Below are 17,117 nucleotides of genomic sequence, written 5' to 3'. Positions count from 1 at the left end.
GGATGCCGTGGCCGTTCATTGCCACAACAGCAGCGAGGCGCCGCTAAACAGCGCGGCAAACAGCGCCACCCGAAAGAGGCTTGGGTGCCACGTGCAGCGATAAAAGCCGAATCTCGCCAGCACGAGGTCGAGAACCACGAACAGCAGCGCGCAGCCGACGAGAATCGGCAGCAAGCCCGGCACGAGCAGCGAAAAGAGGTCGATTTCACCGGGCATTCGCCACTCCTTGCGGCAAGTCGTGCGGCAAGTCCTGCGACTCGTCGGCCTGGAACCCGCCGCCCAGTTCCTTCATCAGCAGCGCCCACGCATCGAGCCGCTTTGCCTGAATTGCCGCGAGGCTCTCCTGCTGTTCCAGTTGCGCGTTTTGCGCGGCAAGTACATTGAGAAATTCGGTGATACCGCTGCGATAACCGGCGTCGGCCAGCTGGAACGACTTGCGCGTCGACGCGAGCGTGCTTTGCACCGAAGCCTGCTGCTCTTCGAGCGAGCGCAGCGACACCACCTGCGCCGCAACGCCTTGCAGCGCGTTGACCACGCTCTGGTTGTAGGCGTCCACGGCGGCGTCGCGCGAGGCGACCGCCACGCCGTAGTTGCCGCGCCGCCGGCCGCCGTCGAAAACCGGCAGCGAGATCGCCGCGCCTGCGCCGTGACCCAAGCCATTGCTGTCGACGAAGTTCAGGAAGCCGCCGAAAGTCGCCGCGGAACCGAGCGACGCCATTGCGACCAGATTGATGTCCGGATAGAAATCGGCGTGCGTCGCGGCAATGCCCTTGTCCGCTTCCTGCACGCGCCAACGGTTGGCCACCACGTCGGCGCGGTGCCCGAGCAGATCCGCCGGCAGCGAGGCGGGCAGCTTCACCGGCACGCTGAGCGCCAGGTTGGGACGGCGCAACGTGTCGCCATAACCGGGCCCCTTGCCCGCCAGCCCGGCAAGGCCGATGCGCGCGAGCGCGATCTGCTGCTGCGCCTGCTGTAACCGCGTGGTGCTCATCGCCAGCTGACTTTCGGCCTGGCTGACCTCGAGGCCGCTGCCGACGCCCGCGCGAAAGCGGCGCTCTGCAATGTCGAGCGTGCGCTGCTGCTGGCTTTGCACGGCGCTGTGAACGTCGAGCAACGCATACGCCAGCGACAACTGCACATAGCTGCGGACCACGGCGGTCTGCAGTTCCACCTGAGCGAAACGCGCGTCGGCGGCCACCGCGCGCACATTGTCGAGCGCGCCCTCGCGAAGCGCGCGCGACTTGCCCCACAGATCGAGATCGTATGAAAGGTCCGCCTCTATGCTGTTGCTCCACACCGTCGTGCCGCCGGGCGGCGCCGGCGTCGTGTAGCGCGCGTAGCGCCGGCGCTCGAAGCTGCCGCTCGCATTCAGTTGCGGCAGTTCGGCTGCGCCCGCCACCTGCGCCTGAAAACGCGCCACCTCGATGCGCTGCCCGATCGCCTGCAAGCCGGGATTGCCGGCGGTGGCGTCCGCCACCAGCCGGTCCAGTTGCGGATCGTTCCATTGGCGCCACCAGCCGCCGGCCGGCCATTTCGCATCGGCCTGCGTGGCGCGCAGCGCAGCGCCCGGATCGAGCGCCGCGGCGTCGAACGGCGTTTCGCGCGTGTGAATGCCGCCATCGCCGATGCATGCGCCAAGCAGCAGCGCGCTGGCAAGCGCGGCTGTCGCCGGCCGCCACGCCGCGCGCCAGCAGATGGACGAAGAGAAGGAAAAGGACGAGGACGAGGACTCGAAATGCCGTTTCATGCGGGCGCCCGCTTCGTGTGGCCGAGCGGCGCGGGCCGCCACACGCTCAGCGTGTCGTCGGTCAGCGTCAGTTCGGTGAGATGCAGCAACGCGCGCATCCGGTAGCGCGCGAGCGTGTTCGCGTCGACAGCGATACCCGGTTCCGGCGGCAGCAGATCAAGCGCGCGCCGGGTGGCTGTCCGCGCATTGTCGACGGCCTGCGGCGTGGCGACGACAAAAGCCTCGGCGAGCGCCGCCAGCCACGCCTGCTGCGCGGCGCGCCATCCCGGCGGCAATGGCGGGCGGTTTTCGCCGCCTGATTCTGCTTCGCCATGCCCTTCGCCCCGCGCTTGCCTCAGCCGCCCGGCGAGCTGCTCGGTATGCATGCGCATCAGGATCATCGCGCGCCCGATCTCGAGCGCGGCGAACGCCCAGGCCATCAGGCGCTCGCGGTCCAGGTGCCGGTCCACCGGAGCCTGTGCGACCTCCAGCATGAAGTCGCGCACGCCCGCTTCGAAGCGATACAGAAGGTCGTCCAGCTCGCCGTCGCGCGCGTCCTCTGCAATCAAGGCGCGAATCTGGCCGATGTACTTCGCGTTGATCCACTCGCCCGCGCGCGGCACCAGGACCGAAAACGCGACCGCGGCGACCGCGATACCGCACAAGAGCGCAAAGCCCGTGTCGAGATACCCGCTCGGGTTATAGACCGTCGGGTTCGTAATGCCGACGATAAAGCAGAAGTAGAGGCTAAAGCCGAGTCCAAGAATGGCCGTCTTCGCAAAGGTGTTCACATAGCTGCCCACCATCACGAAGATCGCCATGGACGCGGCGAGCAATTCGAATGTATCGATGCGCGGCAACACGAAAAAATTGAACCCGAACCCCGCGATCCAGCCGCCCAGGCAGCCGCCGAAAATCTGCCAGCTCGCCACGATCGGATTGGGTGCGAGCGCGAACAGCGCACTTGTGATGGCCACGGCGACAATCGCCGTCGCCCCGCCCACCCAGCCGGACGCCATCCACGCCGCACCGACCAGCAACACCGCAACCGCCGCGCGCGCGCCCGCAATGGTCGCGGCAATCCGGTTGGCGTTCGCGCGCGTCGTTCGAGCGCGGCCGAGGCGAGCGAGAGCCCCGAGTACCGACTGTGGCCAGGGCGCCAGGACAATGCTGCGCGCGGCGACATAGCTGTCGCACATCCTGCGCAGATCGTCGATTGAAAAGAACAGCGCCCCGCCGGTGGCCGCGACGAACTGGCGCTCGTGCGGCGGCAAGTCCGCGAGCGATTGCAGCAGGCGGCCCAATTGCGCGGGCAAAGCCGTTTCGAATGCGTCGAGGCGGCTCGCCGTGGCCTTCACCTGTTCGATTGTGACGAGCTCGGCCGGTGCGTGATTGGGCACCACCGCAAGCAGCCCGCCAAGCAGTTCCTGCACCGCGGCGAGCGCGCGCGGGTGCGCTTGTGCGGCGGCACGCGCCTGCAACTGCTGCAACGCGTGAATCCAGCCGACGGTATCGAGAAAGCCGCGGTCGAAGTCCATGTAGATGGGATTGCGCAAACGGATCAACGGATCTTCGAACACCGCGCCGCTGCGCAGGCTCTCCACACCGACACGCTCGCGTATCAGCGCGACAAACGTGTCGAAGCCGGCGAGCGTCGCCGCGCGCTCCAGCACTGCGTGCATTGCGTTGAGCAGATTCGTGAAGCTCTTGCGGCTCGACGCGTACAGTTCGGGCACCACGGGGCGCGGCAGCAGCACCGCGCTGACCACGCTCGCGCAGACCACGCCGATCACCACTTCGCTCACCGTGAACACCACGTTGTCGTACACGGCGTAAGGATTCGACCAGACGGGTATGGCGGTAATCGCCGTGCCGTATCCCGTCAGCACGAATCCGTATGACTGGAAATTGCGGTAGTACGCCGCGCCGAACACGCACGCGCCGATCCATGCTGCCAGCGCCGTGAGGAAGAGCCAGGGCTGCTGTGCAAACAACGCAATCAGCACCAGGCCGGCGAAGCTGCCGCCCACTATGCCAAGGCCGCGATAAAAACCGCGCGCGATCACCATGCCGCTTTGCTGATGCATCATCACGATGACACAGGAGACCATCGCGGTAGCGGGCGTGCGCAGTTCGAGGCGCATGCACAGCCACATCGCGAGCGTCATCGCGATGGCTACCTTCGCGATATGGCGAAAGCGCGGGCCGTCGTCGCTCCAGTAGGTGCTCAGCTCGCTGCGCCATCGGGGCAAGGTTGCGGTGGCCGTGTCCGCTTGCAGTGTCATCAGGCTCCCCGTGTTCTGCTCGATGTGAAGTTGCGTGTGGCTCGGCCGCAGCTCTGGCCGCGTGCATGCCGCGCTATGCGTACCGTCGTCAGTCTGCGATAGAAGCAACGGCCGCCTTTGCGCAAAAGCACGGTTTTTGCGCATACGCGAGATGCCGCGCCAAAAACCGAGCAAAAAAGAAGGCGCCCGCAACGGCAGGCGCCTCGGCGCGCGTCGCCTGGCTTGCGCGCTTGCTAACGCAAGTTCGTGCGCGCCAGTTCGACGATCTCGTCGCCGCGTCCGTTGAGGATTGCGCGCATCATGTAGAGGCTGAAGCCCTTTGCCTGTTCCAGCTGGATCTTTGGCGGCATGGCCAGTTCGTGTTTCGACGTGACTACGTCGACGAGCGCCGGTCCTGGATGATCGAATGCCTGTTTCAGCGCGGCCGCCACGTCTTCCGACTGCTCAACGCGAATGCTGAAGATGCCGGCGCCCTTCGCGATTGCCGCGAAGTCGGTCTTCGCGAGGTCGACGTTCGTATCCAGATAGCCGCCCGCCTTCAGTTCCATCGAGACGAAGCCGAGCAGGCTGTTGTTGAACACCACGACCTTGATCGGCAAGTCGAGTTGCCGCGCGGTGAGCAGGTCGCCAAGCAGCATGGAGAGGCCGCCATCGCCGGATAACGACACCACCTGCCGCCACGGATGCGCCCCTTGCGCGCCAAGCGCCTGCGGCATCGCGTTGGCCATCGAACCGTGATTGAACGAACCGTGCAACTGGCGTTTGCCGTTCATCGTCAGGTAACGCGCGGCCCACACGGTGGGCGTGCCGACGTCGGCGGTGAAGATCGCGTCGTCGCTCGCGGCTTCGTCGATCATCTTCGCGAGATACTGCGGATGGATCGGGCGGCCGGGGCCGGCTGGCGTCGCGAGGTCGTCGAGTCCCTTGCGGGCCGACGCATAGTGCTTGCGCGCGTTGTCGATGAAGCCGCGGTCGGTCTTGCGTTGCAGCTTCGGCAACGTGGCGGCGACGGTCTCTTTGACGGTGCCGACCAGCCCGAGCGCGAGCGGTGCGCGGTGGCCGAGCTGCGAACCCTTCCAGTCGACCTGAATAACTTTCGCGTCGGTCGGATAGAACGGCCGGTATGGAAAATCGCAGCCCAACAGCAACAGCGTGTCGCACGACATCATCGCGTGATAGCCCGAACTGAAGCCGATCAGCCCCGTCATGCCGACATCGTACGGATTGTCGTATTCGATGAACTGCTTGCCGCGCAACGCGTGCACGATGGGCGCGCCGAGCGTATCGGCCAGTGCGACCACTTCGTCGTGCGCGCCCTGCGTGCCGCTGCCGCACATGATCGTGACCGCGTCGGACGCATTCAATAGCGCCGCCAGACGGTCCAGGTCCTGTTCAGCGGGCAGGATGCGCGGCGGCGCGCTCTCTGTCCAGGAAGGCGCTTCGGCCGGCCCCTCGCTTAGCGCAATGTCGCCCGGCAGCACGATTACCGCGACGCCCCGCTCCTCGATGGCCGTGCGCATCGCGCGGGCCAGCACACGCGGAAACTGTGCCGCCGACGACACCACCTCCACATAATGGCTGCACTCCTTGAAGAGCTCCTGCGGATGCGTTTCCTGAAAGTAGCCGAGGCCGATTTCCGTCGACGGAATATGCGCGGCAATGGCCAGCACCGGTTGATGATTGCGATGGCAGTCGAACAAGCCGTTGATCAGGTGCAGGTTGCCCGGCCCGCAACTGCCCGCGCACACTGCGAGGCGCCCGCTCGAAGCGGCGTCGGCGCCGGCCGCAAAAGCGGCGGCTTCCTCGTGACGCGTGTGCATCCAGCGTATCGAACCAAGCTGGTCGAGGCTGTACGCGAGCCCGTTCAGACTGTCCCCGGTCACGCCCCAGATCCGTTCGACACCTGCTGCGGCGAGCGTTGCGGCAAGGTAACTGGCAATCGTGTTGCTGGCCATGCTTGACTCCTTTTCACGGTGGATGAGATCGACTGGCTCACACTAGCAGACTGCGGCCAAGCGGGCAGGCAAGCCACCGTTGGCAAGCCGCAACACTGCGGCAATGCGGCCATTAGGTAAGCAGGGAGCCGCATTTCAGCCGCGACACGACGCCAACCCGACCCCAACCCGCGCCGCGACCGGGCGGCAACACGACCGCGCGGCAGCGTCGCGGCAACTCTCGCAAACTAGGCGACGGGCACGAAGAAGTCCTGAACGACGGCTTAAAAGACCTGAATACCGGCCGCTTCGACGAGCCGCGCATGCCATTGCGACGGCCAGATCGACGCCCGTCGGACCGTGCGCCGCGAACCGCAACACCCTGCGGTAGCGGCGGCAGCTACCTGCCACGGCTTCATGAGCAACGCGGCACGGCTGCTCAAGCTGTGAGGCGGTTCATCTTTCGCGAACCTATACCAACGGATGAGTGCCGTGAATGCATAGGTGAGCGCGTGAGCCGTATGTAGGGATGGTGCCGGGGCGCCGCGAATCGTATCTTTTCCACATCGGTCAAGCAGTGTTGTCGGGCTCAATGGAATCGGGAGATCGGAGCGGCCATGGACAGAATCTTCAGCATGCGGGTGTTCTCGCGGGTAGCAGAAACCGGAAACTTCAGCGCGGTTGCGAAACACATGGACTGCAGCGCCGGCAATATTTCGCGCGCTGTGGTTTCACTGGAGGAGCATCTGCATACGCGGCTTTTGCAGCGCACGACCCGCAGCGTCTCGCTCACTGAGTGCGGCGAGCGCTACTACCGGCGCTGCAAGAAGATCCTCGCCGAGATCGACGAGGCCGACGCCGAGGCGAGCAACGCCCACATGCTGCCGCGCGGCACGCTGCGAGTACATGCGGTGCCCGACATTGGCCTGAAGCAGTTGACGTCCACCATCGTCGAATATCGCCATGCGTTTCCGGCCGTCTCGATCGACTTGAAGTTGCTGCCGCGCATGGCCAACCTGATCGAAGACGAGGTTGACGTGTCGATCATCTCAGCGGCGTCGCTACCCGACTCCCGCAATGTGAGCCGGCTGATCGGGCGTTGCCAACGCATTCTGGTTGCCGCGCCCTCCTACCTCGCACGGCATCCGGTGCACAGCGTGGACGATCTGCCGAATCACACGCTCATGCAAAGCAGGTCGTCGTTCGATCCGCCTACGGAGTGGCCGGCCGGCGACGCGGCGCAGGCCGGCCACTTCGTCGTCAACAACATGCAGGCGCTGCGGCTCGCGTTGCTGGAGGGTGCGGGCGTCGGCGCGGTGCCGGCTTACTCGGTCCAGGACGAGCTGAAGGAAGGAAAGCTGGTTCATCTGTTCGCGCACTACCCGCTCGAAGCAACCAATGTGTTCGTCGTGTATCCGTCGCGGCAATTCGTCGACGCGAAGATCAAGACGTTCGTGGATCACCTGATCGTGTCGCTCAAGCAGAAACTGGATTTGCGGGCGGAACATGGAACCGCGGACATCGCGTAGGGCCGTGCCGCACGCACAGCCATCCGGCCGTCGAAGCCCACGTTCAACCTTCGAGCGAAGCCCGCAAGCGCGGCTCGAGAAACTGTAGAAGCGCACGCACCTTGCTCGACTGACGGCGATTGGGCAGATACGCGGCGTACACGACGGCGTCGCCGGCATGAGGCCGCGCGTCGAACTGCTCGAAGAGGCGCATCAGGCGTCCGGCGCGCACCTCGGCTTCAACCTGCCATTGCGGCAGCAGCGCAATGCCGCTTCCGGCCAGCGCGGCTTCGAGGAGCACGTCGGGACTGTTCGAAAGCAGATGGCCGCGCACCTCGACGCGCTGTTGTTCGCCGTCGCGGTGGAAACTCCATACCTGGCGGGAGCGGTGGCCGCCGCCGTAAGCAAACCGCAGGCACTCGTGCCCGGTGAGCTCCGCAGGCGTGCCGGGGGTGCCGCAACGCTGCAGGTACGCATGACTCGCCACGACATGGCGCGGATTGTCCGCAAGCTTTCTGACGATCAGATTGGCGTCGCGCTCGGCAAAGCCGATGCGAACCGCGACGTCGATCCGCTCCACCGCGAGATCGACGAAATGATCGCTCACCACCACATCGAGAAACACGCGCGGATGTTCGGCGAGAAACGCCGCAAGGTGCTGCGCGAGGCACAGCCGGCTGTAGGTGGACGGCACCGCGATGCGCAGCGCGCCGACTGGCGACGCGCCGCTGTCGAACACGCTCTCGTCGGCCTCGGCGAGATCGTCGAGCACCTTGGAGACCTGTTCGACGTAGGCGATGCCGGCGTCGGTGAGGCTGACCTTGCGCGGTGTGCGAGTCAACAGCGCCGTGCCAAGCGAAGCCTCGAGCGAATCCATCAGGCGCGTGACCGACGACGTCGCGACGCCAAGGCGTTGCGCGGCCTTTGAAAAGCCGCCCGCGTCGGCCACTTCGAGCAAGGTTTTGACGGCGAGGAATTTGTCCATTGGCGACCCGACTGACTGTTTCGTTGCGAAAAACGCAACGTCGGATTGCATTTTAGCCATATTCCGCGCCTCGCACGCAACGCTTAAGCTTCATCAGGCGCGCTCGAAGTACCAGGACGCGCAGGTGAGCGACGCGGTCTCGCGCGCCGGGCTTCATGCATAGAACCACCGTTTCTGCCTCTTTACTTCACGGAGTTGTCATGTCAACCCAGCTATCCGCCGCGACCCGCGCCGGCAGTCCCGTCAAACTGACGCAAAGCCTGATCGCGCTGTTTGCGTTCTGCTGCGGCGCTATCGTCGCCAACCTGTATTACGCGCAGCCGATTACCGAACTGATCGCGCCGGACATCCACATGTCCGGCGGCACGGCGAGCCTGATCGTCTCGCTCACGCAGATCGGCTATGCGTTCGGACTGTTTTTCCTGGTGCCCCTCGGCGACCTGCTGGAAAACCGCAAGCTGATGATCGTCACCGCGCTGGTGTCCATCGCGAGTCTCGCCGCCGCCGCATTCGCGCATCAACCCAGCGTGTTTCTCGTCATCTCCCTGCTGATCGGCTTCAGTTCGGTGGCCGTGCAGATCCTGATTCCGCTCGCGGCGCATCTGGCACCGGACGAGTCGCGCGGCAAGGTGGTCGGCACGATCATGAGCGGCCTGCTGCTCGGCATTCTGCTGGCGCGTCCCGTCTCGAGCGTGGTGGCCGGACACTTCGGCTGGCGTGCGGTGTTCGGCGGTGCCGCCGTGCTGATGGCAATCGTCACGAGCGTTCTCGCGTTGACCATTCCGCGCCGCCAGCCCGATCACCGGGCCACGTACTTCGAACTGATCGCCTCGCTCGGCCATCTGCTGCGCACCATGCCGATACTGCGGCACCGTTCGTTCTACCAGGCGTTGATGTTCGCCTCGTTCAGCCTGTTCTGGACTGCGATTCCCGTCGAACTGACGCGCCACTTCGGCCTCACGCAAACGCAGATCGGCATTTTCGCGCTGGTCGGTGCAATCGGCGCGACCTCGGCGCCGGTAGCAGGCCGGCTCGCCGACGCGGGCCACACGGTGCGCGCGACGCTCATCGCACTGGTGGTGGGCGCCCTCGCCTATACGCCTGCGTTGATCCACCCGGCGTGGGGCGTGGTCGGACTGGTGGTCACCGGCATCGTGCTGGACTTCGCCGTGCAGATGAACATGGTGCTCGGCCAGCGCGAGATCTACGCGCTGCATGCGGCGAGCCGCAACCGGCTGAACGCGCTGTACATGACCAGCATCTTCGCGGGCGGCGCATTGGGCTCCGCGCTCGCGAGTCCGCTCTATGAACATGGCGGCTGGCCGCTCGTCGCGGCAGTCGCCACGGCCTTTCCGCTCGTCGCGCTCGCGCATTACCTGATGATCGGCCGCCCGCACGCCGCGCGCCACGGTTGATTGCGCAGTGCGGTTGCGACAGGGCGGTGCGGTCGCAACGGGGCGGCGCGCCGCCCGGCTCGACAAGACTTCATTAACAAGAATTCAGCGTGGCTTCAGGAATTCTCAAGGCCCCGGCGATACGCTTGCCTGCAATGTGCCTGTGCCTGAACGACGCTGCATGGCTCGCCAAGGAATAACCAGCATGTCCTCACTTTCTCCTTTGCTCGACGGTTACGATCTGTCCGGCCTGCAGTTGCGCAACCGCGTCGCCATGGCGCCGATGACGCGCTCGCGGGCGCCCTCGCACGGACGCCCCACGGAACTGATGGCGCGCTACTACGCGCAGCGCGCGTCGGCGGGATTGATCGTCAGCGAAGCGACCAACGTCAGCGCAGCCTCGGCGGCGTTCGACCTGACGCCCGGCATTTTCACGGCGGAGCAGATTGAAGGCTGGCGCACCGTCACGAGCCAGGTGCACGCCGAGGGCGGGCGCATTTTCATGCAGTTGTGGCATAGCGGGCGCGTCAGTTCGTTCGCTCTGCTCGGCGGCGAGGTGCCGCTCTCGCCTTCGGGCGTGAACGACGACCTCGAACAGTTGCAGGTCTGGGCGCAATTGCACAACGGTCAGTACACAAAAATTCACGCGACGCCTTCGCGCGCCATGTCGCTCGACGAAATCCGGCTGACGATCGAGGCCTTCCGCCAAGGCGCGGCAAACGCGATGGCCGCGGGCTTCGACGGCGTCGAGGTGCATGCGGCGAACGGTTATCTACCGCATCAGTTTCTCTCGTCCACCATCAACACGCGCGACGACCGGTACGGCGGTTCGGTGGCGAACCGCGCGAATTTCCTGCGCGACATCGTCGAGCAAATCGGCTCGGTGATGCCGCTCGAGCGGGTCGGCGTGCGCATCTCGCCTTATGCGCACTACAACAACGTGAGAGACGCGGACCCGGACGGCACTTACGACTACGTCGGCAGAATGCTCGGCGAATTCGGCGTGGCCTATGTGCATGCGGCGGACACGAACGGCTGGAGCGGCAAGCCGGACTTGCCGCGCATTATCGGGCGCTTGCGCCGCGCGTATTCGGGCACGCTGATGGTCAACGGCGGGATTTCCGTGAGTGCTGCCGAGGCGCTGATCCGCGACGGCCACGCGGACCTGGTGGCATTTGCCCGCGCGTACATCGCAAACCCCGATCTGGTCGAGCGCATCGGCAACGGGGCGCCGCTCGCCGCGCCGAGGACCACGGGCTGGTATGGCGGCGACGCCGCCGGTTACGTCGACTATCCGTTCGACGGCAGCGCGAGCGGCCACACGCCGGCGGCGGCTGCCGGACTGCCGGCCCGCACGGGCCACGCATGACGCGGCGCGTCGAACTCACTCGCGGCGCGTCGTCCACACTCGCGGCGCTGCGCGCCGCTTCTTCCACGGCAAATCACAGGTGTGCGAATGACTAGCAAGTCCAGATGGCTGGCGGCAGGCGGCGTGGCGATAGCGGCCGCGCTGGCGGCAGCCTTCCTGTTGATGTGGAAGCCGGCGCTCGCGCCCATCAGCCCGCCCGCGCCAAACGCTTTCGACGCCCCCACCAGACTCGCGGGCGCACGCGTCGTCGCGCTCGGCGACTGCATCGTGTGCCACACGGCAAAAGGCGGCAAGCCGTTCGCCGGCGGCCTGCCGCTTGCCACGCCGTTCGGCACCATCTACGCGACCAACATCACGCCCGATGTGCAGACGGGCATCGGCAACTGGTCGCTCGAAGCGTTCACGCGCGCGCTGCGCTACGGCGTGGCGCGCGACGGGCACCTGCTCTATCCCGCGTTTCCGTACATCCACTTCACGCGCATGTCCGACGGCGACATCGCCGCGGCCTACGCGTATCTGATGACGCGCGAACCGGTCGAGGCGACGGCGCCCGCCAACCAGTTGATGTTCCCGCTGAATTTCCGTCCGCTGCTCGCTTTCTGGAACGTGCTGTTTCTGCATCCGGGCACGCAGCAGCCCGATGCATCGAAAGACGCCGAGTGGAACCGCGGCAAGCTGCTGGTGGACGGGCTCGGCCATTGCGCGTCGTGTCACTCGCCGCTCAATGCGATCGGCGGCGAAAGGTCGGGCCATGCGTTCGACGGAGGCATCGTCGACGGATGGGAAGCGCCCGCGCTCAACACGCTCGGCGCAGCGCCGCGGCCTTGGACGAAGGACCAGCTCGTCGCCTATCTGCGCACCGGCAGAGCCAGCGAACACGGCGCCGCCGCCGGTCCCATGCTGCCTGTCACGCGCGACCTTGCCACCGTTCCGCAAGCGGACGTGCAGGCCATCGCCACGTATCTGCTGTCGATCCAGAAGCCGCGGCCCGCGGCCGCCACCGACACGGCGAGCACTCGCGAGCCCCCCCGCTCTGCCGAAGCGCAACGCGGCGCGACGCTCTTTGCCGCATCCTGCGCGCAATGCCACGGACCGGCCGCGCCCATGCAGTCGATAGGCGAACGCCCGACGCTCGCGTTCAGTACCGCGGTGAACGCCGCGACGCCGCGCAACGCAATCCAGATGATGCTGAGCGGCAACGGCTGGCACGGCGAAGACAGCATGAACTACATGCCCGCTTTCGGGCAGATCTACAACGACCAGCAGATTGCCGATCTGGCCTCCTACATTCGCGCCGCCTATTCGCAGCGCGGCCCGTGGACGGACGTCGAGGCGACGGTGACCAGGCTCAGAAAGGAGAACAACGCGCGATGATCCATCTCACCGTCAACGGCGTGCAGCACGCGCTCGACATCGATCCTTCCACACCGCTGCTCTACGCGCTGCGCAACGATTTGCAACTGCACGGCGCGAAGTTCGGCTGCGGCCTCGGCCAATGCGGCGCCTGCACCGTGATCGTGGACGGCGAAGCGGTGTTCTCGTGCCTGATTCCTGTGGCATCGCTCGGCAACAAGGCGGTGCGCACCATCGAAAGTCTCGGCACGCCTGAGCATCCCGGTCCGCTGCAGAAGTCGTTCATCGATCATCAGGCCGCCCAGTGCGGTTACTGCATCGCCGGCATGATCATGCGCGCGCAGGCACTGCTTGAGCGCAATCCGCGACCTACCGAGCGGGAATTGTTCGAGCACATGGAGCCGAATCTGTGCCGTTGCGGCACGCATACGCGCATTCTTGCTGCGATCCGCGAAGTCGCGCATCTGCCGAAGCCCGACGCCTCGCACGACAAACCGCAACTTGCGGCAAGCCACGGAGGCGCGCAATGAGCCGCAGCGACGAACACACCGAACAACGCACCGGCCCCGGCCTGGACCAGCACGTGGACGACCCCATCGACGAAAGCCGCCGCCGCTTCATGCTGGGCAGCGCGCTTCTCGTGAGCTTCAGCATGTTTCCCGGTGTCAACGCGCTGGCGCAGGAAGTGATTGCGGACGAAGGCGCAGCCGTGCACATCGGCAAGGCGACCCAGGCGCTCGCGGGCAGCCTTAAAACCAACCCCTACCTCGATTCGTGGATCAGGATCGACCGCGCGGGCAAGGTCACTGTGTACACCGGCAAGGTGGAACTGGGCACCGGCGTGCGCACTGCGCTGCTGCAGATTGCCGCCGAAGAACTGGCAATGGCGCCCGGGCTCATTACCTTTCTTACCGCCGACACCGGCGCCTCGCCCGACGAGGGCCTCACGGCCGGCAGCCATACGATTGCCGACAGCGGCAGCGCGCTGCTCAACGCGTCGGCGCAGGTGCGGGCGCTGCTGGTGGAGGCCGCGGCAAAACGCTTCGGCATCCAAAGCAATCTGCTCAGCACGCGCGACTCGGTCATCAAGGCGCCCGACGGCCGCAGCATGACTTACGGCGAAGCCGTCGGCTTCGTCGACCTGCATCGCATGGCAGCGCCTCTTTCGCCGCTGAAGGATCCGGCAACTTTCCGCGTGATCGGCACCTCGTTGCCGCGCGTGGACATTCCGCGCAAGGTGACGGGCGGCGTCAGTTACGTGCAGGACATGCTGATGCCGGGCATGGTGCACGCGCGCGTGGTCATGCCGCCTGTGTACGAGGCGCGGCTTCTGCGCACCAATACAACCGAGGTCCTGAAGATGCCCGGCGTACTCAAGGTGGTGCAAAACGGCAGCATGCTCGCGGTGGTCGCGAAAGGCGAATGGCAGGCCGTGCAGGCGCAGCGCGCGCTCGCGGCAGGCAGCGAATGGAGCGCCGGCCGCGCGCTGCCCGATCCCGCCACGGTTCATCGCGATTTGCGCAAGCTCTGCACCGAGCATATTGAAATCGCCAATACGCACAAGGCGAGCGGCGCGGCTGTGAAGACGCTCGGCGCAACCTATACGAAGCGCTACATGATGCACGGCTCCATTGGGCCGTCCTGCGCGGTCGGGCTGTTCAAGGACGGCGCGATGACCGTATGGACGCATTCGCAAGGCGTATATCCGCTGCGCGACGGGCTGGCGGAAATGCTCTCGATGCCCAAGGACACGATCCGCTGCATTCATGTTGAAGGCTCCGGCTGCTACGGACACAACGGCGCGGACGACGTCGCCGCGCATGCCGCCCTGATCGCGCGCGAGATGGAAGGCCGGCCGGTGCGCGTGCAGTGGATGCGCGAACAGGAACATACGTGGGATCACTACACGCCGGCCATGGTCACCGAGGTGAAGGCTTCGCTGGATGCGGGCGGCAACATCGTCGACTGGAACTACGCGCTGTGGAGCAGCTCGCACAATGAGCGGATCGTCAACGCGGGCCGGCTGATTCCGGCGCAGTTGCTCGACAGGCCGTTCGAGCCCGCGCCTTCCGTGCCGATGGTGCAGCCCGAAGGCGGCGGCGACCGCAACGGCATTCCGCTGTATGCGCTGCCGAATATGCAGGTGATGAACAACTTCTCGCCGACCATGCCGCTGCATACGTCGGCCATGCGCTCGCTCGGCGCGCATATGAACGTGTTCTCCATCGAGACTTTCATGGACGAGCTGGCCGCCGCCGCTGGCGCCGACCCGGTCGCGTTCCGGCTCAAGCACATGCAGGACCAGCGGGCGCGCGACGTGATCCGGCTCGCCGCAGAAAAATTCGGCTGGCCCCGCGCGCCGCGCAAACGCAATCACGGTGTCGGCTTTGGCTTCGCGAAGTACAAGAACCTGATGGCCTACGTGGCGGTGGCTGTCGAGGTGTCGGTCGTGCCGGAAACCGGCCAGGTGATTCTCGAACACGCCGAAGCAGCCGTGGACGCGGGGCAGATCGTGAACCCAGACGGCATTCGCAACCAGATAGAGGGCGGCGTGATCCAGTCGGCGAGCTGGACGCTGTACGAAGCACTGCAGTTCGACACGAGCAGGATCCGCAGCTTCGACTGGAGCAGCTATCCGATTCTGCGGTTCTCCGCCGCGCCGCGCAGCATCAACGTGCATCTGATCGACCGGCCAGGCGCGCCGTTTCTCGGCGCAGCGGAGGCGTCGATGGGACCGACAGCGGGCGCCCTCGGCAACGCGCTATTCGACGCGACCGGCCAGCGCCTGCGCGACATGCCGCTGGCGGGCGACAGCCTGCGCCGGCGTATCGACGCGTAGAGAATTCGGCGTGAATGCGGCGGCGCGCGCGCATCCCTGATAATCTGAGCGTCCTGGCTCAGCGGCGCCGCGCTTTCGCGCGCGCCGCATTGCCGCCGATTGAACGCCGATGCCGCCACTGTTTCGCCGCTTACTGCTGCTCTACCACGCGCTGCGTTACGGCGCGCGCCTGATCTGGCTCGCCGCACCGCCAGGCCGCAAGCTCCACTGGATGATCGAACTGGTCGGCCGCGTGCATGCGTCGCCGGGCAGCGCGCGCGGCGTTCACGGCGTGCTGCCGGCGCTCGGCCCGCTGGCCGGCCGTTTCGCGAAGGCGCTGCTCGAGCGTCCTGAACTGGCAAGCGCCACGTTGCACGACGCGATCGACGCCGTCGACCATCTGGAAGCGCCGTTGCCGCCGCACGAGTCCGAAGAAGCGTTGGCGCGCGCGTTCGGCCGGCCGCTCGCCACTCTCTTCAGCGCGGTCGATCTGATACCCGTGCGCAGCGGTTTTGCCGAGCAGACGCATATCGCGCGGCTCATCACGCCGATCAACGGTCATCGCGAGGTGGCGATCAAGCTGCTGCGCGCCGGCCAGTTGCAACAGATCGGCGACGAGCTCGCGCTGCTGCGCTGGGTCGCGCGTTGGCTCGAAAAACTTTCGGGCACCGCGCGCCGCCTGCGGCTGCGAGCGCTGGCGCAGACCTTCACCGACGACCTGCTGCGCCGCTTCGATCTGCGCGCGGAGGCCGCCAACCTGAGCCAGACCGGCCATCACTTCGAAGGCGACCCGCGCCTTGTCGTGCCCAACGTGATCTGGGACCTGTGTACGAACCATACGCTGACCATGCAGCGCATCGACACGCTGCCGGCGAGCGACCTGCGCGGCCTGCATGCGCACGGCGTGAAGCTGGCGCCGCTCGCGGCGCATATCGTCGAAGTGGTGACCGAGCAGGCCTTCGAGCACGGCTTCTTTCATGCGACGCTCGATGCAAGGCGGGTTCGCGTGAGCGTCGAAGCGGATTCGCTGGGGCGGCTGGTACTCGCGGAGTTCTCCATCATGTCGAGCCTGTCGACCGGCGAGCGCGAGTTCTTCGTGCACGGCGCAAGCGCGCTGTTCCAGCAGGATTACGGACGGCTTGCGCAACTGCATCGCGAGGCGGGCCACGTGCCGCACGACACGCGCGCCGAATTGCTGGAAGCCGAATTGCGCACGCGCGCCGAAGCGCACTTTGCGGCCGCCCCGCAGGAGCGCTCGGCGGGCGCGCTGTTTCACCATCTGCTGCACGCGGTGCATCCATTCGACGGCGCCGTGTCCGGCCGCCTCGCCACCGCGCAACGCTCGTTCCAGCAAGCGGAGATGCTGGCGCGCGCGCTGCATCCGGGCGTGGATACGTGGAATATCGCGCGGCGCGTCGTTGTGGAAATCGCGCGGCGCGACGTCGACCATCGCGGTTGGCTCAAGCGCATTTCACGTGAACTGCCGCATCTCGCGCATATGTTGCCGCGCGTGCCGCAACTCGCGGTGCGCTACCTGCAGCACGAGCACGACCGCGCGCGCACGCCGGGGCAGCAGGCTCAGTTGCTGGTCGAGATCGGGCGCGAATATCGGCGCACGCGTGCGCTTTTGTGGGCGTGCGCGGTGTGCGGCGGGATTCTCGGCGCGGGGACGATGTTGTTGATGCGTTGATGCGGTGATGTGTTGATGGAGCGTATGTCGATGTGCTGAGGCAATGCTGTGGCGT

12 protein-coding genes are annotated in these 17,117 nt (G+C 66.1%); 7 read left to right on the top strand and 5 right to left on the bottom strand.

What is annotated here, in order from left to right:
• Positions 1-15 precede the first annotated feature (15 nt).
• From F757_RS0102000 to poxB, 4 genes are all read right to left on the bottom strand, one after another.
• The gene (locus F757_RS0102000) at positions 16-216 is read right to left on the bottom strand and encodes a DUF1656 domain-containing protein (protein ID WP_027209922.1); all 201 of its coding nucleotides are present in this window, start codon (positions 214-216) and stop codon (positions 16-18) included.
• A complete protein-coding gene (locus F757_RS0101995; RefSeq protein WP_027209921.1) occupies positions 206-1,747 on the bottom strand; it encodes an efflux transporter outer membrane subunit in 1,542 nt (513 codons plus the stop codon). The genes F757_RS0102000 and F757_RS0101995 overlap by 11 nt, the downstream gene beginning before the upstream one ends.
• The gene (locus F757_RS0101990; protein WP_027209920.1) at positions 1,744-4,011 is read right to left on the bottom strand and encodes an FUSC family protein; all 2,268 of its coding nucleotides are present in this window, start codon (positions 4,009-4,011) and stop codon (positions 1,744-1,746) included. Before F757_RS0101990 ends, F757_RS0101995 begins: the two co-directional genes overlap by 4 nt.
• Positions 4,012-4,244: 233 nt before the next feature.
• Positions 4,245-5,966, bottom strand: a complete 1,722-nt coding sequence (poxB, locus tag F757_RS0101985) for a ubiquinone-dependent pyruvate dehydrogenase (RefSeq protein WP_027209919.1) — start codon at positions 5,964-5,966, stop codon at positions 4,245-4,247.
• Positions 5,967-6,562: 596 nt separating this feature from the next.
• On the opposite strand from poxB, the gene F757_RS0101980 reads away from it, so the two are divergent.
• On the top strand, positions 6,563-7,474 hold the full coding sequence (locus F757_RS0101980; RefSeq protein WP_027209918.1) for a LysR family transcriptional regulator: 912 nt from the start codon (positions 6,563-6,565) through the stop codon (positions 7,472-7,474).
• A gap of 43 nt (positions 7,475-7,517) precedes the next feature.
• Here the strand turns inward: F757_RS0101980 and F757_RS0101975 are convergent, their stop codons facing one another.
• Positions 7,518-8,438: a LysR family transcriptional regulator gene (locus F757_RS0101975; protein WP_027209917.1), complete on the bottom strand. Its 921-nt coding sequence runs from the start codon at positions 8,436-8,438 to the stop codon at positions 7,518-7,520.
• Between the two features lie 200 nt (positions 8,439-8,638).
• Here F757_RS0101975 and F757_RS0101970 point away from each other — a divergent pair, with 200 nt between their 5' ends.
• The 6 genes from F757_RS0101970 (at position 8,639) to F757_RS0101945 (ending at position 17,062) form a co-directional block, all read left to right on the top strand.
• Positions 8,639-9,853, top strand: coding sequence for an MFS transporter (locus F757_RS0101970; RefSeq protein WP_027209916.1), 1,215 nt, complete (start codon positions 8,639-8,641; stop codon positions 9,851-9,853).
• Between the two features lie 184 nt (positions 9,854-10,037).
• Positions 10,038-11,201 (top strand): alkene reductase, encoded by a 1,164-nt coding sequence (locus F757_RS0101965; protein ID WP_027209915.1) that lies wholly within the window; start codon positions 10,038-10,040, stop codon positions 11,199-11,201.
• A gap of 87 nt (positions 11,202-11,288) precedes the next feature.
• Complete coding sequence (locus F757_RS0101960) at positions 11,289-12,575, top strand: c-type cytochrome (RefSeq protein WP_027209914.1); 1,287 nt, start codon at positions 11,289-11,291, stop codon at positions 12,573-12,575.
• Positions 12,572-13,084, top strand: a complete 513-nt coding sequence (locus F757_RS0101955) for a (2Fe-2S)-binding protein (protein ID WP_027209913.1) — start codon at positions 12,572-12,574, stop codon at positions 13,082-13,084. Before F757_RS0101960 ends, F757_RS0101955 begins: the two co-directional genes overlap by 4 nt.
• 89 nt (positions 13,085-13,173) lie before the next feature.
• The gene (locus F757_RS0101950; RefSeq protein WP_198021333.1) at positions 13,174-15,393 is read left to right on the top strand and encodes a molybdopterin cofactor-binding domain-containing protein; all 2,220 of its coding nucleotides are present in this window, start codon (positions 13,174-13,176) and stop codon (positions 15,391-15,393) included.
• A gap of 109 nt (positions 15,394-15,502) precedes the next feature.
• Positions 15,503-17,062 carry an ABC1 kinase family protein gene (locus F757_RS0101945; RefSeq protein WP_027209911.1) on the top strand — a complete coding sequence of 520 codons (1,560 nt, stop codon included), beginning with the start codon at positions 15,503-15,505 and terminating at the stop codon, positions 17,060-17,062.
• Positions 17,063-17,117 lie beyond the last annotated feature (55 nt).

The organism is Burkholderia sp. WSM2232, from assembly GCF_000472545.1.
Classification (GTDB): domain Bacteria; phylum Pseudomonadota; class Gammaproteobacteria; order Burkholderiales; family Burkholderiaceae; genus Paraburkholderia.
The sequence above is the reverse complement of the archived record's forward strand: the minus strand, read 5'-3'. Positions and strand labels throughout refer to the sequence as shown.

Coding starts and splice junctions, on each gene's coding strand:
- F757_RS0101965 (WP_027209915.1), top strand. CDS start 10,038: ATGTCCTCACTTTCTCCTTTGCTCGACGGTTACGATCTGTCCGGCCTG.
- F757_RS0101975 (WP_027209917.1), bottom strand. CDS start 8,438: ATGGACAAATTCCTCGCCGTCAAAACCTTGCTCGAAGTGGCCGACGCG.
- F757_RS0101990 (WP_027209920.1), bottom strand. CDS start 4,011: ATGACACTGCAAGCGGACACGGCCACCGCAACCTTGCCCCGATGGCGC.
- F757_RS0101970 (WP_027209916.1), top strand. CDS start 8,639: ATGTCAACCCAGCTATCCGCCGCGACCCGCGCCGGCAGTCCCGTCAAA.
- F757_RS0101980 (WP_027209918.1), top strand. CDS start 6,563: ATGGACAGAATCTTCAGCATGCGGGTGTTCTCGCGGGTAGCAGAAACC.
- poxB (WP_027209919.1), bottom strand. CDS start 5,966: ATGGCCAGCAACACGATTGCCAGTTACCTTGCCGCAACGCTCGCCGCA.
- F757_RS0101950 (WP_198021333.1), top strand. CDS start 13,174: ATGCTGGGCAGCGCGCTTCTCGTGAGCTTCAGCATGTTTCCCGGTGTC.
- F757_RS0101955 (WP_027209913.1), top strand. CDS start 12,572: ATGATCCATCTCACCGTCAACGGCGTGCAGCACGCGCTCGACATCGAT.
- F757_RS0101960 (WP_027209914.1), top strand. CDS start 11,289: ATGACTAGCAAGTCCAGATGGCTGGCGGCAGGCGGCGTGGCGATAGCG.
- F757_RS0101945 (WP_027209911.1), top strand. CDS start 15,503: ATGCCGCCACTGTTTCGCCGCTTACTGCTGCTCTACCACGCGCTGCGT.
- F757_RS0102000 (WP_027209922.1), bottom strand. CDS start 216: ATGCCCGGTGAAATCGACCTCTTTTCGCTGCTCGTGCCGGGCTTGCTG.
- F757_RS0101995 (WP_027209921.1), bottom strand. CDS start 1,747: ATGAAACGGCATTTCGAGTCCTCGTCCTCGTCCTTTTCCTTCTCTTCG.